Raw genomic sequence first — 22846 nt, 5'->3', positions numbered from 1 at the left:
TATTCAGGGGAAAATGATGAAAAAAGTCTTACTTAGTGGCCTGATTGCCGCTGCCCTCAGCGCTTCTGCTTTTAACGCACTGGCAGAAACCGCTCCGAAAACCGTTACCATCGGTTTCCAGAAAGCCAATATCTTTGCGCTGCTGAAATACCGTGGCACGCTCGATACCGAGTTTAAAAAACAGGGTATCGCGGTGAAGTGGGTTGAATTCCCAGCCGGGCCACAAATGCTGGAAGGACTGAACGTGGGCAGTATCGATCTGGCCGCCACTGGCGATGCTCCGCCAACGTTCGCCCAGGCCGCGCAAGCCGATCTGGTTTATCTGGCCCATTCGCCTGCTAACCCAAAAACCGAAGCGATTGTGGTGCCGGAAAACTCCGCCATCAAAACCGTGGCGGATTTGAAAGGTAAACGCGTAGCGCTGAATAAAGGCTCTGACGTGAACTATCTGTTGGTCAGCGCGCTGGAAAATGCCGGGCTGAGCTACAAAGATGTAAAGGCTATTTATCTGCCGCCAGCCGATGCGCGCGCGGCTTTCCAACGTGGCGCAGTAGATGCCTGGGTGATTTGGGATCCGTATTACGCAGAGGTCGAGACCAACGCCAAAGCTCGCCTGATTAAAAATGCAGAAGGTCTGGTGCCGCATTACACCTTCTACCTCGCGAGTCGTAAGTTTGCTGATACCTATCCGCAGACCGCCAAACAAGTGGTCGATCAGCTAGGCACGCTGAGTGACTGGGCCAACAAAAACCCCGATGAAGCGGCCAAGATATTATCGACCTCCACCGGTTTGCCCCAGCCCATCTGGCAGCGAGCCATTGCAAGAATGCCGTTTGGTGCAGAACGCATGACGCCGGAAGTGTTTAAAGAACAGCAGGCGCTGGCCGATAAGTTCACCCAAATTGGCCTGCTGCCGGTGAAGGTTAATGTCAGTAGCGCGACCTGGTCACTGGATAAGAAATAATCCGCCCTATGTTCTCTGGCGGCACAAGCTAAAAGGGCAATCTGTTGATTGCCCTTTTTTACGCCGACTGAAAACTCAGACAGTGGCGCAGTCAGCGTTCGTTCATTGTCTCTGCAGGATATTTCTGGACGGGAGTCCATATTCACTTACCGAGTAACCTTAGCGGATTTCCTTGGTTCACCAGACGGCGGCTTAAGCCTGATATTTAACGTCACTTCCCTGAAAATATTGACGTTAAAGGATTACCTATGCCGACCATTTTTCGCCCTGAGGCGCTGGCTCGTCCGCTGGCTTTAAGCATTGCCTTTGCCCTGTTCGGCGGAAACGCCGTTGCAGCAGATGCCCCGGTTAAAGGCGGAACGCTGATTTATCTGGAGCAGCAGGCGCACACCAATCTGTATCCCCCGGCCGGTGGCTTTTACCCCAACGGCGGCATCCTGAACCAAATCACCGATAAGCTGACGTGGCAAAACCCGGAAACGCTGCAAGTGGAGCCGTGGATTGCCCAAAGCTGGACAACGAACGCTGATAAAACCGAATACACCTTTAAATTGCACCCTGGCGTCACCTTCTCAGACGGCACGCCGCTGGATGCTAACGCGGTAGCCAAAAACTTCGACACTTACGGTCTTGGGAATAAAGCCCAGCGCCTGCCGGTGTCAGAGGTCATTAATAATTACGATCGCAGCGAAGTGATCGATCCGCTCACCGTGAAGTTTTATTTCAAAAAGTCCTCACCGGGCTTCCTGCAGGGCACGGCGACTATCGGCTCTGGCCTGGTTTCACTCAGCACGCTGGCGCGCAGTTTCGACCAGCTCGGTGATGCCCGCCATATTATTGGCTCTGGCCCGTTTGTGGTCAGCGATGAGAAGCTGGGGCGTGAGGTTGATCTGGTGGCCCGCAAAGCGTACCAATGGGGCCCGGCAAACGTTAAGCAGCAAGGTCCGGCCAATCTCGACGGCATCAAAATTATTGTCACGCCGGAAGACAGCGTGCGCATCGGTGCGCTGCTGGCAGGTCAGGCTGACTTTATCCGGCAGGTTCAGGCCTATGATGAGAAACAGGCCAAAGATCAAAACTTCCCCCTTTACGCCGCCCCAACCCGTGGCGTTAACGACAGCCTGAGTTTCCGTCCCGATAACCCGCTGGTCAGCGATCTGCGCGTGCGCCAGGCGCTGCTGCATGCCACCAACGCAAAGCAAGTTGTGGAAACGCTGTTCTCTCCTAACTATCCACAGGCCACTTCCGTTATTGCCACTACTGCGGCGGGCTACGTAAACCTGGCGGACAAGTTGACCTTCGATCAGGCAAAAGCCAAAAGCCTGCTGGATGAAGCAGGGTGGAAAGCCGGTGCCAACGGCATCCGCGAAAAAGACGGTAAGCCTTTATCGCTGACTGTTTATGAGTCCCTTCCGCAGCCACAGAATAAAGAGGTTTTGCAACTGGTCGCTCAACAGTGGCGTCAGGTTGGGGTGGAATTAAAAGTGAAGGCCGGCGATGCAGGCAGCAAAACGCTGGACAGCCTCGACCCGCTGAAAACACCGTTGAATGTAACCGAAGTAGGACGGGCCGATCCTGACGTGATCAAAAGCAGCTTCTATCCTGCGAACCGCGACGCTTTGCTGCAAAAAGGCGGCTCCAGCGACAAGGTCAAAAGCTTCCGTGATGACCAGCTGAATCTGCTGCTGGTGGCCATTTCCGCCGAGATCGATCCCGCTAAACGCCTTCAGTTAACCGGTGATGTGCAACGTTACCTGCTCGACCAGGCTTACGTGATCCCGATCTTTGAAGAGCCGCAGGTCTTTGCCGGTGCGCCGTGGCTGAAAGGCGTCAAGTTCGAAGCCGTCGGTCGTCCTTCGCTGTATGGCGCCTGGCTTGAAAAGCATTAAGGAGGTCTGCATGAGCCAGTATCTGCTGTATCGGGTCGGGCATGGGTTGCTGGTGCTTTGGGCGGCTTTTACGCTCTCTTTTGTGCTGCTGCAAGTGCTGCCTGGCGATGCGATCCTGATTAAATTTCAGAATCCCGATCTTGGCCTGAGCCCGCAACAAATCGCCGAGATGCGTCAGACTTATGGCGCAGACAGTCCTTTATGGCAACAGTATCTGCATACCCTTGGCGCGATGCTGAAAGGCGATTTTGGCTATTCAGTGCAGGCAGGAGTGCCAGTAAGCGAACAGTTGAAAAGTAACCTGCCAGAGACGCTTCGTCTGGCAGGCAGCGGATTTGTTCTGGCGGTGGTGCTGGCTTTTGTGCTGGCGGCTTTGTCACGCATCCCAGCGCTGCGCAGCTTGCGCAATCTGTTGCAGTCTGTTCCGGTGCTGTTTATCTCAATTCCTACCTTCTGGTTGGGCATTGCCTTAATTCAGCTGTTCTCCTTCCAGTTGCGGTGGATACCGGTGATTAACCCTTCTCCAGTGGAAGGGCTGATCCTGCCGGTGATCACCGTGGCGATCCCTATCTCCGCCCCGCTTGCCCAAATCCTGCTGCGCAGCATCGACGATGTGGTCACAAGACCCTTTGTCGCGGTCGTTCGCGCCAAGGGGGCCAGCGAAACCTACGTGTTATGGCGGCATGTGTTACGCAACGCCATGCTGCCGGTGTTGACCGTTGCCGGATTGCTGCTGGGCGAACTGATAGCCGGAGCGCTGATTACCGAAACGGTATTTGGTCTGGGCGGTTTGGGCCAGCTCACTCAGCAGGCGGTGAATAATCAGGATGTCGCGGTGTTACAGGCTGTAGTGATGATTTCGGCACTGAGCTTTGTGCTGATCAATATGGTGGTCGATCTGTTAATGCCGCTGTTTGACCCCCGTCTGCAAACTGTCACCAGAGGTGCCGTATGAGCCTTGTCGATTTTGCTACCGCACGGCAAAAAACCCAGTCAGTTCGTCCTGTATGGAACCTCCAACCAGGACTGTGGCTGGCGTGGCTGGTGATGCTGCTGGCGGCGATCGCCGCCCTGTTCCCTGGTTTGCTGACCAGCTACAGCGCGGTTGAAGGGATTGCCGGAGCCCAACGGCTGGCTCCGCAGGCCGGACACTGGCTGGGAACCGACCAGCTTGGCCGCGATGTGTTTGCCCGCATTGTTTATGGCGCCTCGCACTCCTTGTCTGCCGCGTTGCTGGCCGTGGCTATGGGGCTGGTGTTTGGCACGGCATTGGGCGTATTGGCAGGGGCAGTTGGCGGCAAAACGGAATCACTGGCCATGCGCACAGTTGACGTACTGCTGTCCATTCCCTCTCTGCTGCTGTCGTTAAGCGTATTGATCCTGTTAGGTTTTGGCACGCTAAACGCGGCGATGGCGGTCGGGATTGCTTCCATCGCCAGCTTTGCCCGTCTGGCACGAGGTGAAGTCGTGCGAATTCGCCACAGCGATTATGTCGAGGCGGCTTTTGGCAGCGGCGGACGCTTCCTGTCCGTGCTGTGGCGCCATATTTTACCCAACGCGCTGGCCCCGGTTATCGCCTATGCCGCCTTGCAGTTTGGTCAGGCGATCCTTGCACTCTCTACCCTGAGTTTTCTCGGCTACGGCACTCCGCCGCCAGCACCTGAATGGGGATTATTGATCGCCGAAGGCCGCAATTATCTGGCTACCGCCTGGTGGCTGACGACGTTCCCTGGTCTGGTAGTGGTGTTCGTGGTGCTCTCTGCTAACCGCATCAGCCAGCAACTTTCCGGAGGACGGAAATGAGTTCTCACTCCGCATTACTCAACGTTGAACAGCTCAGCCTGAGCTACCGCAGCGGCGCGGCCTGGAAAGAGGTGGTTCACCAGGTCAGTTTTCAGCTGAACAAAGGGGAAATGGTGGCGCTGGTGGGCGAATCAGGGTCCGGTAAAACCACCACCGCTCAGGCGATTATTGGTCTGCTGGCTGAAAATGGCCGCCGTGACGAAGGCAGGATCCTGCTGAATGGCGAAGAGATCAGCCAGTGGTCTTCAAAGCGGCTGGACAGCGTGCGGGGAGCACGCATCAGTCTGGTGCCGCAGGATCCTGGCAACTCGCTGAATCCGGTCAAAACGATTGGGGAACAGGTCGGGGAGATTTTGCGTCTTCACCGCTTATCCGCCAGCACGGAGCGTAAGCAGCAGGTGATTGACCTGTTGACGCGAGTTGGCCTGAGCCATCCTGAGCAGCGCTTCAACCAGTATCCCCATCAGCTTTCAGGCGGGATGAAGCAGCGCGTGCTGATTGCCATCGCCGTGGCGCTGGAGCCGGACATCATTATTGCCGATGAACCGACCAGCGCGCTGGATGTCACCGTGCAAAAGCGCATCCTCGACCTGCTCGACCAGCTACGCCGTGAGTCCGGCACTGCCGTGCTGTTTGTGACGCATGACCTGGCTTTGGCTGCCGAGCGCGCCGATCGCGTCATTGTGTTTCGCAACGGCGAGATTCAGGAACAAGGCCCTACCGCCGAGGTCATTGGCTCGCCGAAGCAGGCTTACACGCGTCAACTGCTGGCCGATGCCCTGCCGCGACCTCGCCAGCGGGATCAAAGAAACCAGCGACGATTCTCTGCGCCAGCCATTCAGGCTTCAGACATCAGTAAGCGCTTTGCGTTGGGGAAAACTCAGCAGCTTCAGGCCTTAAACAGCTTGAGTTTTGACGTTGCACGGGGCACCACGCACGCCATTGTCGGCGAATCTGGTTCCGGTAAAACCACCCTTGCGAGGATCCTGCTGGGCTTTGAGCAATCAGACAGCGGCAGCGTAACGCTGGACGGGATTGCAGTGAACGGCCTGCAAGGCGAGTCTTTACGCCAGTTGCGCCGTCGCATTCAGTTCGTCTATCAAAATCCTTTTGCTTCGTTAGATCCCCGGCAAACGCTGTTTCGTATTATTGAAGAGCCGCTGCTCAACTTCGATCGTTTAAGCCGTGACGAGCGCCGTCAGCGTGTGGAAGCGGTGACGCTGCGTGTTGCGCTGCCCTTAGACATCTTATCCCGCAGCGCCAGAGAGTTGTCTGGCGGTCAGCGCCAGCGTGTGGCATTGGCGCGCGCGCTGATCCTGCAGCCCTCAATTCTGGTGTTGGATGAAGCCACCTCCGCGCTGGACGTGACGGTACAGGCGCAGATTCTGGCGCTTCTTCAGCAGTTACAGGCTGAACAAGGTCTGACCTACCTGTTCATTACCCACGATCTGGCTACGGTTCGGCAGATTGCCGACACGCTGACCGTATTGAAGGCCGGTGACGTGGTGGAGTCAGGTGACGTTGTCACTCTTTTTGCTGCGCCGCAGCATCCCTATACTCGCGAGCTGTTAGCCGCGATCCCCGTGTATTCGACGCCGGTTAAGGAATTCTCATGAAGGTTAAACGCATCGGCTTTTTCACCCGCCTGCTGGATAAAGGGTCGGCCAAAGAGCGCTACAGGCTTGCAACGGAACAAATCCAGCACGCTGAGCGCCTGGGTTTTGACAGTGCCTGGATAGCTCAGCACCATTTTCATGAAGATGAAGGCGGTTTGCCTTCTCCTTTGGTGTTTCTGGCCCACGTAGCCGCCCATACGCAGCGCATCCGTCTGGGCACCGCAATCATTACTCTGCCCCTGGAAAATGCCCTGCGCGTGGCTGAAGACGCCGCCGTGCTCGACCTGCTGGCAGACGGCAGGCTGGAAATTGGGCTGGGTTCTGGCGGCACTCCCACTTCATTCCTGCCTTTTGGCTTGACCCTGGAACAGCGTGGTCATGCCTTCGCGGAGAACCTGCATACCCTGCTCAGCGCCTGGCGTGGCGATTCTCTGGCGCATCCTGACAACCATCTTTATCCGCCTGCTCCTCACCTAGCGCAACGCGTCTGGATTGCGACATTTTCGGTTGAAGGCGCAATACGAGCGGCAAAAAGCGGCCATGGATTGATGCTTTCACGCACTCAGCCTCGTCCGGTTAACCAGCCCAATCTGCCGCTGGATGCCCTGCAAAACCCGATGATTGATGCCTATCTGGAAGCGCTGCCGGCTGACGTGGAACCTAGGATCCTCGCTTCCCGAACAGCATTTGTCGCAGATTCAGATCATTACGCCCGTAAGCTGGCTGAGCCCGGTATTCGAGCCCAGGTGAGACAGTCGGTAGCTTCCGGGCAACCGCTGCGTGGCGACAGTTTTGACGACTATTTACTGCAGGTTGACGCCCACGTTGGCAACGCTGAGCAGGTTACGGCTTCGCTGTTGCAGGACAGCGTCTTGTCACGCGTCACCGATATCTCATTCCAGGTTCACTCCGTTGAACCCCCGCACGTCGACACGCTGCGCTCTGTTGAGCTGATTGCTGAGCATATTGCTCCACAGCTAAGAACCCTGAAACCTTAACCGGAGAACGTCATGACCAGTACCAATGATTTACTGGCTTCGCTGGCGGATATTGCGCCTGATTCTGACCTTGCCCAGGCTCGTCATACACGGGAAGCGGCAACCCGCCACGCGCAGGGGAGCTATGAGGTGATCTTTACTCAACAGGATGAAGATTTCCCGCTGGCTGAACGCTTCGCCCTGGCGGCATTGGTAGCGGGGTGGAATGCTCAACCTTCGCTGCAGGCCCATTACCAGCAGCAGGCTGGCTCCTTTGGCAACACCAACCGGCATGAACGGGCAAAAGACTATGCGCATTTGCTGACATTTGAACCGGTAAACGCCACACCAGCGCATCTTCAGGCCTTGCAGGACGCGGGCTGGACTGCGCGCGGAATCGTGACACTGTCACAGCTGATCTCTTTTATCAATTTCCAGAGTCGCCTGCTGGCCGGATTACAGCTGTTGCAGGGCAAAGAGTCGGCGGCGGCACCTCAGCCTGTGGTTGCCGGTAAATGGCACGATGCGGCCAAAACCCTTAGGGGTAAAACAGCACCGACGAAATTTACTCAGCAGGAGCTGGGCTGGGAACCCTGGCTGGCCGCTAAACCGCTGGCGGAATTCTCCGCTGAAGAGCAGGTTATTCTGGCCAGGTTTGGCCATTCCGAGTCGGATTATTTCCGGCTTCTTGCCCGCAATTTACCGGTACTGGAACAACGGACACTCACCGACAAAGGCATTTTCTTCACCTCCGGCGGGTTACCCCGTGCCGATCGTGAGCTGGCGGCCGCCGTGGTCAGCAAGGTCAACGGCTGTATCTTCTGCGCCTCTGTGCATGCACGCAAAGCCAGCCAGCTGTCGAAACAGTCTGAGTCGGTAGAAACACTGATCGGCGTGGCGCCTGGCGCTTCGCTTTCCGCAGGCCAGTCCGAGCGCTGGGCCGCCATTATCGACCTGTCTGCCGCCCTTTCCGTCACCCCACAGCAGGCCACACTTGAGCAGATTTCCGCTTTGCAAAAGCAAGGCCTGGATACCCTTTCGCTGCTGGATGTGATCCAGTCCAGCGCCTTCTTCGCCTGGGCTAACCGCCTGATGCTGACGCTTGGCGAGCCCTTTTTACCTTCTGACGCATAAGGATCTGTATGACTTCGTTACCCTCCAGCCAACTGGTGCAATGGCGCCGTGAGTTGCATCAATACCCGGAGTTGTCGAATCAGGAATTCGCCACCACGGAACGTATCACCGCCTGGCTGAAGCAAGGCAATATTCGTCTGCTGCCGTTTGAGCTGAAAACCGGTGTGGTGGCTGAAATCGGTCAGGGAGAACCGCTGATCGCTCTCAGAGCCGACATCGATGCGCTGCCCATAGACGAGGCGGTTTCTCACCCCTGGACCTCAACAAATCCTGGCGTGATGCACGCCTGCGGTCATGATATTCATACCTCAGTGATGCTCGGCGTGGCTCATCAGCTTAAGCAGCAGGAAGCCGAACTGACTGGCCGGGTGCGCATCCTGTTTCAGCCCGCTGAAGAGACCTTTAACGGCGCGCAACAGCTGATAGAAGCTGGCGTGCTGGACGGCGTACAGGCTATTTTTGGCATGCATAATGCGCCAGATCTGCCGTTGAACAGCTTCAAAACCCGCGCGGGTCCGTTCTATGCCAACGTTGACCGCTTTGTGATCCGCCTGGAAGGCAAAGGTGCCCATGCTGCCAGACCGCATGAGGGGATTGATTCAATCGTGATTGCCAGCCAGATCGTCACCGCACTGCAAACCCTGCCAAGTCGCACGTTCAGTTCTCTGGAGTCGGTCGTGGTCAGCGTCACCCGCTTTACCGCCGGAAATACCTGGAATGTGCTGCCGCAGAGCGTGGAGCTGGAAGGAACCGTGCGAACCCACAATGCAGACATCCGTGCTGACATTCCGCAGAAAATGGCGGCGTTGATCAAAGGCATTGCTGGTGGCTTTGGGGCAAAAGCAGAACTGGAATGGACGGAAGGCCCACCCGCGCTGGTCAATACGCCGGAGTGGGCTGACTTCGCGCTGGCGCTGGCGAAAGAGACGGGCTTTGAGGCTGAAGCCGCAGCAACGCCACAGATGGGCGGTGAGGATTTTGCCTTCTATCTGCACCATGTGCCGGGCGTCTTTGTCAGCATCGGCAGTGCAAGCGAGTTTGGCCTGCATCACCCCGGCTTTGATCCCAATGAACAGATCATGGAGTCAGCCGTCAGCTATTTCACCCAGCTGGTCCCCCGCGCCTTAACGTTGATTGCGGCTAAAGAATAAAACCAGGAGTGCGATTATGTCTGTCCCTACCCCCAAGGCTGTTGTTGATCATGTGGTTATTAACGTCACCGACCAGTTAGATGCCGCCAGCGCACTGTACCGCAGGCTGGGTTTTCACCTGACTGAGCGTGGACATCATTCTCTTGGATCCAGCAATCACCTGGCGATATTTGGTGAAAACTACCTGGAACTGCTGGGCTATGAAAAAGGCAAAAAGGCCAGCCGTGCCGACCTCTGGCAGGCTTCACCGGGGCTGAGTGGCCTGGTGTGGAAAACAGAAGATGCCGATCAGGATTATAAGCACCTGTTGCGTCAGGATTTAGACGGTGATGAACCCGCCTCTTTTCACCGGCCGGTGACGTTGCCTGATGGGACGGTGTCTGAAGCAAAGTTTCGCACCGTGCGGATCCGCCCGTCGCTGATTGCTGATGGCCGCAGCTTTTTCTGTCAGCATTTAACGCCTGAAGCGGTCTGGCAGCCTGCGTGGCAAACGCACCCGAACGGCGTGAAGAACATCAGCGAGTTTGTCATTGTTGCGCAGGATCCGGCTTCTGTGGCCTCTTTGTACAGCAGACTGTTTGGCACAAATAGTCTTAAAGCCTGCCAGGAAGGCGCATTTTTACTGAAGGCTGGCGTGACCAGCGTGCGCTTTGCTACCGAAGAGTATGTGCGGACCCGTTTCCAGTCGTTACCGGATAACTATGACGGCTCGGCTCGCATGGCGGCGTTGAGTTTCCAGACCGAGGATCTGGCGAAGGTAAAAGCGGCCCTGCTTCAGGGAGATTTGCACTTCAGGGAAACTGAGGGCGCTATTGTGGTCGAACCGCAGCAGGGCTTTGATGTTGCCCTGCGCTTCCATCCATAGCGTTAGCGGATACGTAAGCTGAACTTCCCGGCAGAAGCCTCTTCGGCCTCACGCAGAACGGCAATCACGCCGTCAAACTGCTGAGGATTAGCCTGCGTCGTCAGATGACGAAGCGTGACGCGCGCCGGCAGTTCGATCATGCCGGTTAGCGCATCCCACAGCGCATCCAGATTGTTTCCAAATGCCATATCAATGGCGAATTTTTCGCAAAACTGGCGGTAAAATTCAGCTGTGTCGGCAATATGGTCAAAATCGAAGCTGATGGTGTGCATTTCAGTAGACCTGATCGACGTGGCGGTAATGGTCTTTGGTGACGTAGATTAACCCGTCACTGGAGTAGAGCATGCGGTCGCTTCCACGGCGTCCGCAGTCATAATTCACGTCCGCTTCAAACCAGCGTCTGCCCTGCTTTTCTGGCAGGACTTTTTCACGGTTAGAAAAGCGGTCGCCACCGATCGCCCGACCTGGCAGGGTCTTACACAGATTGCCTTTGGAAGGTTCCCAACCCTGTTTTCTGGCTTCACCTTTGGTCAGGTAATAGCCGGGAAGGCGCTGATGCTGGTGCAGATAGTCCGCCACGCGCTGTTGTTCGGTCAGCGTGCTGATATCACTGCTGCTGTCAGTCTGGGAAGCGGTTTGTGACGCCTGCTGCTGCTGAGCAGGCGCTTTGGACGGGTGGCGTAACCCTGCGGCGGTGGCCACAATGGCGAGGATCGCCGCGATAATCAGTTTTTTATTCATCGCCGGAGTTTACCGCGCCGGCAGATTTAACGTCTATTCCTTATCAACGTATTTTTGCAACGTCGCAGGCGTCACCAGCTCAAACGGGATCCAGTAATACGAGTCCAGCTTTTCGCCTTTGATCATCTTCTGCGCAACGTCCACTGAGGCTTTACCCTGGCCGATAGCGTCCTGGAAAACGGTCACCTGCATTTTGCCCGTCGACATCGCTTTCAGCCCGTCCGGTGTGGCATCAATGCCGCCAATCAGGATTTTACTGTCTTTTTTACCGGCCTGCTGCAGACCCATAATCGCGCCAATGGCCATCTCGTCATTGTTCGCAGCCACAATGTCGATCTCTTCGCCGTTGGTGATCCAGTTCAGCATCAGATCCATCCCTTCACTGCGGGAGTAATTAGCAGTTTGTTTCTGTACCACGCTCATTTTCGGGTACTTAGCGACAACCTGCTCCACGTCTTTGGTGCGCTGAATAGCGCCCGCATCCGTCAGATTACCGATCATAATGCCCACTTTGCCCTGATAGTTTGCCAGTCGAGCCAGCTCTTCCATCTGCAAGGTGCCGGATTGCTTCTCATCGGAGCCAACAAAGACCACACCAGGTGGGAGTTTGACATCACCAGGCGTGCGATTGACGTAGACCAGTGGGATGTTGGCAGAGGTGACCAGTTTGGTCATCGCTGGTGTTCCTGCCGAGTTAACGGGATCGACGATGATGGCATCAACGCCGGCGCTGATGAAACTTTGCACCTGATCGGTTTGCCTGCCCACGTCTCCCCGCGCATCTTCAAACTGCACGGTGATGCCGCGGGCTTTGGCTTCTTTATCAATCGACTGGCGAATGATTGTCAGAAAGTTCTGGTCAAAATAGGCCATTGAAACGCCGATGGTTTCGGCCAGAACGGCGGTGGAACAACTCAGTGAAGCGACTAACAGCAGGACTTTGCAGGTTTTCATTATTATTCTCCAGGGGTAAGGATCGGCCAGCCTCGCTCCAGCGTCAAACGAAACGAAATTACCGATACAAGAAGATAATGAAATAAATGAACTTACCGCAAGCCTCTCACTCCGGTTCCGCCAGCTGGCTCACACTTCCTCGTCAAGCCAGGTCCATTAACAGCAGCAGCACTGGCGTGGTCACCGCCGAGAAAATGGTCGACAGCAGCATGCTGGTCGCGGCCGGGCCGGTTAAGGCATTGAACTGTTGTGACATCAGATAGACGTTAATCCCAACCGACATTGACCCCAGCAGCACCACCACTTTACTTTCCAGCGGCGGCAGACCAATCATCACCGCCAGCCCCCAGATGATCAGCGGCTGGACGATTAGCTTCAGCAGGCAGATAGCGTAACTCTCTTTCAACCCGTCTTTCATTTGATACGCCGCAAGGCTCATCCCTAATGCCACCAGCGCCAGTGGCACGGCGATGGTGCCCAGCATGCTGACGGGAATCTCTATCATCTGCGGCAGCGGAATACCGCTCAGGCTGAATAAGGTGCCAGACAGGATGGCAATAATCAGTGGGTTTTTCAGCACGCCGATCGCCGTTTTGCCAAACCCTTTCAGGTTGAGCGCGCCATGCTTGTACCATTCAACGGAAACCGTAGCCAACGTCCACAGGATCAGACCGTTGAACACCAACACCAGCGCCACGGAGGGAATGGCCTTTTCACCCAGCATTACCGTGGCAATCGGCAATCCCAGCATGACGTTATTAGAAAAGATGCCGCCCAACGCAAAGACCGATCCCGAGATGCCATCCAGCTTGAATACGCGAGTGGCAATCACCCTGCCCAGCACAAACACTATCAGGCAACTGCCAAAGAAGGCGATCAGTAAACGGGCATCGACCGGGGGGCTTTTGCTGAAGTCACTCATCAGCCTGAATAACATGGCGGGAAGCGCAATTTTGAACACCACGCGGTTCAATGCTTCGCTGATGCTGTCGGGCCATTTTCGCCAGCGGACCAGCAGCCAGCCCAAAGCAATCAGGATAAACAGCGGCATAGAAAGCAGGATTTGGTGCAACAAGGTGTCCAAAAGCGCAGGCATGGAGGGCTCAACTGTCAGTCGTTTTCCCTACCATAAGATCGATGGGAATCTACGTAAAGCCTTGATGTGATTAAGAGGATGAAAAAGGCCGGGGAACCCGGCCAGGGGTGAGCCGTTTGTGCAGATGCCTGATGGGCCTGATATCAGACCCATCAGCAGCATTAAATCAACCGGGCAATCCGCAGTTCACTTTTCAGGTAGGCGTAATAGACCGGCGCAGCCACTACCCCCGCCAGGCCAAAGGCAGATTCAAACACCAGCATCGCCAGCAGGATTTCCCAGGTTTTGGCATTGATCCTGGAGCCAAAAATTCGCGCGTTGATAAAGTACTCAAGCTTATGCACCAGCATCAGGAACACCAGCGAGATCACTGCCGCTTCCAGGGAAATCGACAGGCCGATCAGCACAATCACCGTGTTGGAGATCAGGTTGCCAATAATCGGCAGCAAACCCGCGACAAAGGTCAGGACGACCACCGTTTTACCAAACGGGAAGTGTAAATCAAATAACGGCAGGACGCCGAAAAGGAAACCGCAAGTCAGGACCGTGTTCACCAGTGAGACCTTGATCTGGGCGAACACCACATTGTGGAAGGAGTCAGCCAGCACGGTCAGACGTTCCAAAAGCGCATGGCGCAGTGGCGCATCCTGACTATCAACACTGCTGATACGCAGTGAGATGATCGCCCCCAGCAACATGCCAATCAACATCGTGGCGAAGGTATGCGCCGCTGAACGGCCAAAGGTTTGAACCACCACCAGATGCTCACGTAGCCAGGTCACAACCTGATGCTGCAGTTCATCAATATCGGCGGGCAAATAGCGGGAAACGACAGGAGAAAGGGTTCGCTGCGCATCTTCCAGCAGCTTGCTTGCCGCCGCATGAAATGCCGCAGGGTTCTGGAAATCATTCAGCAGGAATCCAATCAGTTTGCTTACGCCAACCACCAGCGCCAGCAGAATGACCACGGTCAGGAAAAAGATGATGATCCAGCGGGCAATCGGGCCCTTGACCAGCCGCTCAACCCAGGGTGTCAGCGCGAGGATAGTTTCGTAGACGATAAATCCGGCCAGAAAACAGGGCAGCAGGCGTAACGGAAAAATCATAAAAAGTGCGGCGAAAATCAGTAGATAACTGGCAACCTCGCACCAACCCTGCTTGTTCTGTTTCCACATCAATGACAAATCCTGTCTGAAAAGTAATAAAAATCAGCGTGATTCAGACAGTATACAATGCGATGAGGCTAACAGGCGGATTAAACAGGACGAGTCTTAGGTTCAGGCAGGACTATTTGAAGGGTTCACAGCGGGCTGAGACGCCCGCTATTGAAGAGGTGCGCAGATTATGAACAGGCGCTAACCTGCACCTGACGACGCCATGCGCCCGGAGACTGGCCAAACTGACGTTTGAAGCTGCGGTTAAACGACTGCTGGGAATCAAATCCAAAGGAAATGGCCACGTCCAGAATTGGCTCACCCCCCGCTGCCAGGCGCTCTGCAGATTTTTTCAGACGGCGGGCACGGATGTATTCCCCTAAGGCATAGCCGGTATGCTGCTTAAACATCCGTTGCAGGTGCCATTTCGAATAACCGGCACGATCGGCCACGGTATCCAGATCCATTTTCCCTTCAATGTGGGTGTCGATCCATTTTACGAGATCGGTAATAAAATCATCATGGCTCATTGCTCTTCCCCTTTAATGCTTTTTGTTATTGGCCCGGCTTGACCTCTTCCCTGCAGCAGGGTAAAAGGTAACTGTAATGAATGCAGTTCCAACAAGTTAAAGCAGCCGCCCGCTTAATGCAAGTTTAATTGTTGCATTAAATGCGATTCGCTGGCACTCTCCTCGTTATCGCCTTCGCCTCACCCCATTTTCTTGCCGTTAACATTTTGATACCCGTGTTGACAAGAAAATGCTAAAAGCAACAATAACACTTGCACTTAATTTACCCTCTCCTTACACTCCCTGTGTTTAGTGTACTTATCATAAGTACATTTTATGCATTATGCCGTGCTCCTTTTTTCACGTCGTCAGCATCTGCAACAGGGATTATCAACCATGAAACCAATCACCTCATCGCGCCTGAGCCTTACCGCGCTTCCGCTTCTCTCCGCCTTCTGGCTGGTGGGATGTGACTCTAAAGGGGCTGAACAGAGCGCACCGCCTGCCCCGCAGGTCAGTGTGGCCGAGGTTCAGCAACAAACCGTTAGCCAGTGGGATAACTTCAATGGCCGCATTGAAGCGGTACAAAGCGTTCAACTGCGCCCTCGCGTAACCGGCTATATCGATAAAGTGAACTACACCGAAGGCCAGGAAGTTAAAAAAGGCGACGTGCTGTTCACCATTGATGACCGGACTTATCGCGCTGAGCTGGAACGTGCTCAGGCCGATCTGGCCAGTGCCAGAACGCAGGCACAGCTGGCCCGCAGCGAGTCAGGAAGGACGGAAAAGTTGATTGGCACCCAGGCGATCTCGCGTGAGGTATGGGAACAGAGACGTTCGGCTTCGACTCAGGCGCAGGCTAACGTGCTGGCGGCGCAGGCGGCTGTCGATATGGCGCGACTGAACCTCGACTTTACGCAAGTCACCGCGCCAATTGATGGCCGCGCCAGCCGGGCCATGATTACCTCAGGTAACCTGGTCACCGCCGGAGACAGCAGCAGCGTGCTGACAACATTGGTGTCATTGAACACGGTTTATGTCTATTTCGACGTCGATGAAGCCACTTTCCTGCGCTATCAAAGGATCAGCCGTGAAGGAGAGAGCGCAGCGACTGCGCATCATGCCCTGCCGGTGAAAATTGGCCTTGTTGGCGAAGAGGGCTATCCGCACACCGGGGCCGTCGATTTTACCGATAACCAACTGACCGCCAGCACCGGCACCATCCGTATGCGCGCGCTGCTTGATAACGGCCAGCGACTGTATACCCCAGGTTTGTTCGCCCGCGTGCAGTTACCTGGCCGCGCCGACTTCCCTGCCCTGTTAGTCAATGATAAAGCCGTGCTGACTGACCAGGACCGCAAATTTGTCTGGGTGATTGATGCACAGAATAAAGCACAGCGACGCGATATCCAGCCCGGCCAGATGGCTAACGGCCTGCGCATTGTGCAGCACGGGCTGAATTCAGGCGATCGGGTGATTGTCGACGGCGTGCAAAAAGTCTTTATGCCGGGGATGCCGGTTAACGCCAAAACGGTGCCTATGGCGCCAGCCTCCCTTTAATTCGAGCTGCGGGAACTGTTATGGATTTTTCCAGATTTTTTATCGACCGACCGATATTTGCGGCCGTGCTGTCGATTCTGATTTTCGTCTCCGGGTTGATTGCCATCCCGCTGCTGCCGATCAGTGAATATCCCGATGTGGTGCCACCCAGCGTGCAAGTTCGCGCTGAATACCCAGGCGCTAACCCGAAAGTGATTGCTGAAACGGTGGCTACGCCGCTGGAAGAAGCGATCAACGGCGTCGAAAACATGATGTACATGAAATCGATTGCCGGTTCGGATGGCGTGCTGGTGACCACCGTGACCTTCCGCCCGGGAACCGATCCCGATCAGGCTCAGGTTCAGGTGCAAAACCGTGTGGCGCAGGCCGAGGCTCGTCTGCCTGAGGATGTGCGCCGTCAGGGCGTCACCACGCAGAAACAGTCGCCGACTATGACGCTGGTCGTCCATCTGGACTCACCTTCTGGCCGCTACGACTCACTGTATCTGCGTAACTATGCGCAGCTGAAGGTGAAGGATGAGCTGGCTCGTCTGCCGGGCGTTGGCCAGGTGCAGATCTTCGGTGCCGGTGAGTATGCGATGCGTATCTGGCTGGATCCGACCAAGGTTTCCGCTCGTGGCATGACCGCGGGTGATGTGGTGGCGGCGATCCAGGAGCAGAACGTCCAGGTTTCTGCCGGTCAGTTGGGTGCTGAGCCCATGCCGAATAAAAGCGATTTTCTGCTGTCGATCAACGCTCAGGGACGCCTGCAGAATGAGGAAGAGTTCGGCAACATCATCCTGAAAAGCGGCGATGACGGACAGATTGTTCGCCTGCGTGACGTGGCCCGCATTGAAATGGGGTCAGGCAGTTACGCCCTGCGCTCGCAGCTGAATAACAAAGATGCGGTAGGGATTGGTATCTTCCAGGCACCTGGCGCCAACGCTATCGATCTGTCGAACGCGGTGCGGGCAAAAATGGCGGAGCTGGCGACCCGCTTCCCGGATGGCGTGGAGTGGAAAGCCCCTTACGACCCGACCATCTTTGTGCGTGATTCGATCAGTTCAGTACTGCATACCCTGCTGGAAGCGATTCTGCTGGTGGTGCTGGTGGTGATCCTGTTCCTGCAAACCTGGCGCGCGTCGATTATCCCGTTGCTGGCGGTGCCGGTTTCGGTAGTCGGGACATTCTCCATACTCTATCTGCTAGGTTTCTCGCTTAACACGCTAAGCCTGTTTGGGTTAGTGCTGGCGATCGGCATTGTGGTCGATGATGCCATCGTGGTGGTGGAGAACGTCGAGCGAAATATTGAAGAAGGCCTGGCTCCCAGAGCGGCTGCGCATCAGGCGATGCGTGAAGTTTCAGGTCCGATCATCGCCATTGCGCTGGTGCTTTGTGCGGTGTTTGTCCCGATGGCATTCCTGTCGGGCGTGACCGGACAATTTTACAAGCAGTTTGCGGTCACCATCGCCATTTCAACGGTGATCTCAGCCATTAACTCCCTGACGCTTTCTCCGGCGCTGGCTGCTTTGTTACTGAAGCCGCACGATGCGAAGAAGGATCGCCCTACCCGGATCATTGATGCTTTATTCGGCTGGCTGTTCCGCCCGTTCAACCGCTTCTTTAATCGTAACTCTGAGCGCTATCAGGGTGGCGTTTCCCGTATCCTTAAGCGCAGAGGCTCGGTTTTTGGCGTCTATATTCTGTTGCTGATTGGCGCAGGGGTGATGTTTAAAGCGGTTCCGGCTGGTTTTATCCCCACTCAGGATAAGCTCTACCTGATTGGTGGCGTGAAAATGCCGGAAGGATCGTCGCTGGAGCGCACCGATAAAGTGATTCGTCAGATGAGCGATATCGCCCTACACACCGAAGGTGTAGCCGACGCGGTGGCTTTCCCTGGTCTTAACGCGTTGCAGTTCACCAACACGCCGAATACTGGCACGGTGTTCTTTGCGTTGAAACCGCTGAACCAGCGCACACGTTCCGCCGCTGAGATTAACGCTGAAATCAACTCAAAGCTGGCGCAGATTCAGGAAGGCTTCACCTTCTCGATTATGCCGCCACCGATCCTTGGTCTGGGCCAGGGGGCGGGTTATTCGCTGTATATTCAGGATCGTGCGGGGTTGGGATACGGTGCGCTGCAGGATGCCGCCAATGGGATGGCCGGAACGATTATGCAAACGCCTGGCCTGCACTTCCCGATTTCTACTTATCAGGCTAACGTGCCGCAGTTAGATGCGCAGGTCGATCGTGATAAGGCGAAGGCTCAGGGCGTGGCGTTAACCGATCTGTTTGGTACGCTGCAAACCTATCTGGGATCGTCGTATGTGAACGACTTCAACCGCTTTGGTCGTACCTGGAAAGTCTATGCTCAGGCTGACGGTCAGTTCCGCGACAGCATTGAGGATATTGCCAACCTGCGCACCCGAAACGCTAACGGGGAAATGGTGCCGATTGGCAGCATGGTGCATATCGGCACCACTTATGGGCCCGATCCGGTGATCCGCTATAACGGCTTCCCGGCGGCAGATTTGATTGGCGATGCCGATCCGCGTGTGCTCTCTTCTGCCGAAGCGATGCAGGCGGTACAGAAAATTGCCGACCAGATCCTGCCTAACGGCATGAACATTGAGTGGACCGACCTGAGCTATCAGCAGTCTACGCAGGGTAATGCGGCGATTATCGTCTTCCCGGTGGCCGTGCTGTTGGCCTTCCTGGTGCTGGCTGCCTTGTATGAAAGCTGGACGCTGCCGCTGGCGGTAATCCTTATCGTGCCAATGACCATGCTTTCCGCCTTGTTTGGGGTCTGGTTGACCGGCGGCGATAATAACGTCTTTGTGCAGGTTGGGTTGGTGGTGCTGATGGGTCTGGCCTGTAAGAACGCCATCCTGATCGTTGAGTTTGCTCGCGAACTGGAGATGCAGGGCCGGACGATTGTTCAGGCCGCGCTGGAAGCCTGTCGCCTGCGTCTTCGCCCAATCGTGATGACCTCAATCGCCTTTATCGCCGGGACTGTCCCGCTGATGTTGGGCCACGGCGCCGGTGCAGAAGTGCGTACCGTAACCGGGATTACCGTGTTTGCCGGCATGCTGGGCGTTACGCTGTTTGGTCTGTTCCTGACGCCTGTGTTCTATGTTGCCCTGCGCAAGCTGGTGAAACATGAAGAACCCGCAGCAGAAAACAAACCGGCCTTTGAAGGCTAAGCCGTCTTAACTGGGGCGAAGGCTTTTGTCCCGGTTAATCATCAAACCTTTTTAAACGGTTACCCCCTCAACGCAAAAGCCGGACATCGTTATGTTGTCCGGCTTTTTTTTGTTTTCCCTGCGTTACGATCACTCGTTCATTAGCGCAACCGCATCTCTTCCCGCGGCAATCCGCATGGGGCTTTCCGGCTCGGGTTCAGACATAAAAAAACCGGGCATCTTAACGATGTCCGGTTTCTTTTTTACCGCGGGGTTCCATCAGGATTCAGCTTCTTCGCGGGTTCTTGTTGCCTCGCAGCTGCCTTCCGGGTTACGCCTGTCGCGCTCAAAAATCTCTCTCAGCGCGTCGGCCACAGTGCGTTTAGCCAGCACGTCCAGGGAAGCTTGTTCAGCTTCTCGCGCCAGTTCTTTGAAAAACCAACAGGTATTAGCACTCACCAGACAGCGGGCCGGCACTTCAGGGCGCCCTGCCAGCAGCGGCTTGTCTTCCAACACCGACGTGTAAATATCACACAAGGTGATCTCGTCTGCCGGACGTCCAAGACGGATAGTCCCGGTTCGGCCAAGTGTGGAGACAATAATGCCATCGCGAGTCAACGGCACCATCATCTTGCGCACAAAACTTGGGTTAGCCTCAAGGCCCATCGCCAAAATTTTGCTGGTGCTGCGTTTACCTTCCCGCTCCGCGTGGGCCACACAGAGCACCATTTGTAAGGCTGTAGGAAAACGAATATCAAGCATGTTCAGATCCTTGCTTTTAGCTGTGCATCACCGTGTTTGCGGCGGTCTTAAAAAGCATTAAAAATCAGTCAACTAGTAAAAACACTACGTGGTTAATATAACAAATACTGTTGCACTTTAGAAGGTTCCGCCTAAGCGATTACTGCTATTCCCCATATCAGTATGATTTTTAGGGGATTATGGCAGAGCCGATCGCCGATCGGCCCGCTTTTTAGCCGGATTTTTCGCTAAGATAGCGGTAAATGACCGATAAATCTTTCTCGCCATAGCCGGCATCCACAGCATCCTGCCAGACATCTGAAATTAAAGTGAGGCCAGGCAGTTGGCTGTTTTTCGCCGCGGCCAGCGCCAGGTTAACGTCCTTCACTGCCCAGGTAAGATGCATTTGCGGGTCATAAGTTCCCTCTTTAATCATCTCAAGCTTGCCTTTTACATAAGGCACCGCCAGCGGGCCACCTTCCAGCACAGACCACAGATCGTCAGGCGTGAAGCCAAACTCTTTTGCCATCTGCGTACTTTCTGACAGGCCCTGCACCATTGAGATCAACCACGCATTGACTACCAGCTTCATTTTCGACGCCGCGCCGGCTTTGCCCAGCCACTTGGTGCCTTTAGAGATAGCGGCAAACACCGGTTCAACCGCGGCAGCGTGTTCACGATCGCCACTGGCAAGTACCACAATCTGGGCATTTTCGGCTGGGGTTTTGGTGCCGGAGACCGGTGCATCCAGGAACACCACATCTGGGCGGTGCTGCAGGAAGGTGGCAATCAATTTTTCCGTAGATTCCACGCCAATGGTGCCCATCTGCACCACGATCGCCCCTTGTTTTAAAGAAGCCTGCGCTTGCGCCAGCACCGTTTCGGTGGTCTGCGCGTCGGCCAACATGGCAATCACCACATCTGCCTGCTCTACAGCCTGTTCTGGGGTCTCCGTCAGTTTCAGCCCTGCGCCCTGCAGGTCTTCACCACGAGCCCTGGTGCGGTTCCAGCCAAACGTTGTCAGGCCATTTTTCACTAAATTAGCGGCAAAGGCGTGGCCCATCGCGCCTAATCCTAATACTGCAACAGTGGGACTTTGAGTCATTGCTGAATTCCTTATGGTTAGAAACGGGGGCGGCAGCCTGGCCGCCTTCACTTACCAGGGTAGCGCAATGCGCACAGGAATGCTCGGTCTGAGACCCCTTACTGCCCCGTTGAATTGGTAAAAGTGTGTTAATAACCGGCTGAAATTGCAGGCTTGATGCGCTCATTTACTGTCAGAAGCGATCTGGCTCAACGCCGCGGCGCTGATCTCATCTTCCGGAATATAAACCAATAAACGTTCACCATTTCTGGGCGCGGAGAACCAGTTATTCTGCCGTAACGTCAGCGCCCCGACTTTAGGGTGGAAGAAGCGTTTTACCTGATTTTCTATTGCCCGGATTTCATAGCGTTCCCAGATATTTCGGAATTCGTCAGAGCAGGCCAGCAAACGATCGACCATCGATTTCCAGTGCGGATCTTCAAGATTGTCCCCCATCTGGGCGCGAAATCTGGCCACCATATTCGGCATCACTGTTTCCCAGTCCAGCATCGAGTCACGCCAGGCCTGGTGGGTGAAAGCCAGTAAAATGCAGTTTCGGTCTTCCGGTGGAATGCTCTCTAAATCCAGATTGACTAACTTCTGCCAGGCCTGGTTGTAACCGATAATGTCAAAGCGCGCAGACTGAATAACGGCAGGTAATGGATGCAACGCATCCAGCGTGATTTGCCCGTGAGCCGACACCTTAGCGCAAACCCTGGCAGCCGCCTGAACCGGGTATTGATGACCTGCCAGCGAAAACAGATGTTGAGTTTCCGCTTCGTTACACTGTAACGCTGAGGCGATCGCCGTCAGCGTTTTATTCGAGGCTTTAATCTCCCTTCCCTGTTCCAGCCACGTGTACCAGGTGACGCCAACGTCGGCCATTTGTGCCACTTCTTCCCGCCGCAGCCCCGGCGTACGGCGGTTTCGCATACGCGGAAGCCCAAGACGGTTAGGGTCAAGACTCTCTCGCCGACGGCGTAAAAACGCCCCCAGCAACTGTCGATTATTTTCGGCAACAGGAATAACAGTAATCTCAGGCATTTCGGGGTCTCCGGGGCAGACAGGTAGCATTTATACCCTGATAAACAAAAACTGGTACCCGTTTCACAGATCGCTGATGCTATGCCTCATTCTGCTCTGTGACAAGGTTTACCCTGATGAATAACGCCTCCGATTCACCCATGCTTGGCCGCAGCGGGCTGCTGGTTTTACTGGCGGGGCAGCTTCTGCCAATGATCGACTTCTCCATCGTTAACGTGGCACTGGACGCCATGTCAACTACCCTGCACGCTTCGCCTATTCAGCTGGAGCTGATTGTCGCCGTCTATGGCATTGCCTTTGCCGTGAGTCTGGCGATGGGCGGAAGAATGGGTGACAACTATGGTCGCCGCCGGGTATTTACGCTTGGCGTGGTGGTTTTTGGCCTTGCTTCGCTGTTATGCGG

General features: G+C 55.3%; 21 protein-coding genes. 12 read left to right on the top strand and 9 right to left on the bottom strand.

Annotated elements, in window-relative coordinates:
* The first annotated feature begins 16 nt into the window (after positions 1 to 16).
* From WCC56_RS10415 to WCC56_RS10375, 9 genes are all read left to right on the top strand, one after another.
* Positions 17 to 964 carry a sulfonate ABC transporter substrate-binding protein gene (locus tag WCC56_RS10415; RefSeq protein WP_424692299.1) on the top strand — a complete coding sequence of 316 codons (948 nt, stop codon included), beginning with the start codon at positions 17 to 19 and terminating at the stop codon, positions 962 to 964.
* 248 nt (positions 965 to 1212) lie between these two features.
* The gene (locus WCC56_RS10410; RefSeq protein ID WP_424692298.1) at positions 1213 to 2853 is read left to right on the top strand and encodes a TIGR04028 family ABC transporter substrate-binding protein; all 1641 of its coding nucleotides are present in this window, start codon (positions 1213 to 1215) and stop codon (positions 2851 to 2853) included.
* A 10-nt stretch (positions 2854 to 2863) separates the two neighbouring features.
* The gene (locus WCC56_RS10405; RefSeq protein ID WP_424692297.1) at positions 2864 to 3808 is read left to right on the top strand and encodes an ABC transporter permease; all 945 of its coding nucleotides are present in this window, start codon (positions 2864 to 2866) and stop codon (positions 3806 to 3808) included.
* Positions 3805 to 4656 carry an ABC transporter permease gene (locus WCC56_RS10400; RefSeq protein WP_424692296.1) on the top strand — a complete coding sequence of 284 codons (852 nt, stop codon included), beginning with the start codon at positions 3805 to 3807 and terminating at the stop codon, positions 4654 to 4656. Before WCC56_RS10405 ends, WCC56_RS10400 begins: the two co-directional genes overlap by 4 nt.
* Entirely contained in the window at positions 4653 to 6272 is a 1620-nt protein-coding gene (locus WCC56_RS10395; protein WP_424692295.1) for a dipeptide ABC transporter ATP-binding protein, read from the top strand. Before WCC56_RS10400 ends, WCC56_RS10395 begins: the two co-directional genes overlap by 4 nt.
* Positions 6269 to 7270: a putative FMN-dependent luciferase-like monooxygenase gene (locus WCC56_RS10390; RefSeq protein ID WP_424692294.1), complete on the top strand. Its 1002-nt coding sequence runs from the start codon at positions 6269 to 6271 to the stop codon at positions 7268 to 7270. Before WCC56_RS10395 ends, WCC56_RS10390 begins: the two co-directional genes overlap by 4 nt.
* Before the next feature lie 12 nt (positions 7271 to 7282).
* A complete protein-coding gene (locus WCC56_RS10385) occupies positions 7283 to 8383 on the top strand; it encodes an alkylhydroperoxidase domain protein (protein WP_424692293.1) in 1101 nt (366 codons plus the stop codon).
* An 8-nt stretch (positions 8384 to 8391) separates the two neighbouring features.
* A complete protein-coding gene (locus WCC56_RS10380) occupies positions 8392 to 9534 on the top strand; it encodes an amidohydrolase (protein WP_424692292.1) in 1143 nt (380 codons plus the stop codon).
* 16 nt (positions 9535 to 9550) lie between these two features.
* Entirely contained in the window at positions 9551 to 10399 is an 849-nt protein-coding gene (locus tag WCC56_RS10375; RefSeq protein ID WP_424692291.1) for a VOC family protein, read from the top strand.
* Positions 10400 to 10401: 2 nt separating this feature from the next.
* On the opposite strand, the gene WCC56_RS10370 is transcribed toward WCC56_RS10375, so the two are convergent.
* From WCC56_RS10370 to WCC56_RS10345, 6 genes are all read right to left on the bottom strand, one after another.
* Positions 10402 to 10671, bottom strand: coding sequence for a barstar family protein (locus WCC56_RS10370; protein WP_424692290.1), 270 nt, complete (start codon positions 10669 to 10671; stop codon positions 10402 to 10404).
* A gap of 1 nt (position 10672) precedes the next feature.
* A complete protein-coding gene (locus tag WCC56_RS10365) occupies positions 10673 to 11140 on the bottom strand; it encodes a ribonuclease domain-containing protein (protein WP_424692289.1) in 468 nt (155 codons plus the stop codon).
* Positions 11141 to 11173: 33 nt separating this feature from the next.
* The gene (locus tag WCC56_RS10360) at positions 11174 to 12094 is read right to left on the bottom strand and encodes a sugar ABC transporter substrate-binding protein (protein ID WP_424692288.1); all 921 of its coding nucleotides are present in this window, start codon (positions 12092 to 12094) and stop codon (positions 11174 to 11176) included.
* Between the two features lie 142 nt (positions 12095 to 12236).
* Complete coding sequence (locus WCC56_RS10355) at positions 12237 to 13190, bottom strand: AEC family transporter (protein WP_424692287.1); 954 nt, start codon at positions 13188 to 13190, stop codon at positions 12237 to 12239.
* Positions 13191 to 13351: 161 nt separating this feature from the next.
* Positions 13352 to 14365 (bottom strand): AI-2E family transporter, encoded by a 1014-nt coding sequence (locus WCC56_RS10350; protein ID WP_424692324.1) that lies wholly within the window; start codon positions 14363 to 14365, stop codon positions 13352 to 13354.
* Positions 14366 to 14532: 167 nt separating this feature from the next.
* Complete coding sequence (locus WCC56_RS10345; protein ID WP_424692286.1) at positions 14533 to 14874, bottom strand: helix-turn-helix domain-containing protein; 342 nt, start codon at positions 14872 to 14874, stop codon at positions 14533 to 14535.
* Positions 14875 to 15249: 375 nt separating this feature from the next.
* Between WCC56_RS10345 and WCC56_RS10340 the strand changes: the two genes are divergently transcribed.
* Positions 15250 to 16413: an efflux RND transporter periplasmic adaptor subunit gene (locus WCC56_RS10340; protein WP_424692285.1), complete on the top strand. Its 1164-nt coding sequence runs from the start codon at positions 15250 to 15252 to the stop codon at positions 16411 to 16413.
* A 20-nt stretch (positions 16414 to 16433) separates the two neighbouring features.
* Positions 16434 to 19595 (top strand): efflux RND transporter permease subunit, encoded by a 3162-nt coding sequence (locus WCC56_RS10335; protein ID WP_424692284.1) that lies wholly within the window; start codon positions 16434 to 16436, stop codon positions 19593 to 19595.
* 258 nt (positions 19596 to 19853) lie between these two features.
* Here the strand turns inward: WCC56_RS10335 and WCC56_RS10330 are convergent, their stop codons facing one another.
* From WCC56_RS10330 to WCC56_RS10320, 3 genes are all read right to left on the bottom strand, one after another.
* Positions 19854 to 20336, bottom strand: coding sequence for an RrF2 family transcriptional regulator (locus tag WCC56_RS10330; protein WP_424692283.1), 483 nt, complete (start codon positions 20334 to 20336; stop codon positions 19854 to 19856).
* A 211-nt stretch (positions 20337 to 20547) separates the two neighbouring features.
* On the bottom strand, positions 20548 to 21420 hold the full coding sequence (locus WCC56_RS10325) for an NAD(P)-dependent oxidoreductase (RefSeq protein WP_424692282.1): 873 nt from the start codon (positions 21418 to 21420) through the stop codon (positions 20548 to 20550).
* Positions 21421 to 21582: 162 nt separating this feature from the next.
* The gene (locus WCC56_RS10320; protein ID WP_424692281.1) at positions 21583 to 22443 is read right to left on the bottom strand and encodes a helix-turn-helix transcriptional regulator; all 861 of its coding nucleotides are present in this window, start codon (positions 22441 to 22443) and stop codon (positions 21583 to 21585) included.
* 116 nt (positions 22444 to 22559) lie between these two features.
* Here WCC56_RS10320 and WCC56_RS10315 point away from each other — a divergent pair.
* A partial coding sequence (locus WCC56_RS10315) for an MFS transporter (protein ID WP_424692280.1) occupies positions 22560 to 22846 on the top strand: 287 nt, incomplete at its 3' end.

Origin of the sequence: Erwinia sp. (genome assembly GCF_049696395.1) — a bacterium.
Lineage (GTDB): Bacteria > Pseudomonadota > Gammaproteobacteria > Enterobacterales > Enterobacteriaceae > Erwinia.
This window is presented reverse-complemented; position numbering and strand designations above follow the sequence as displayed.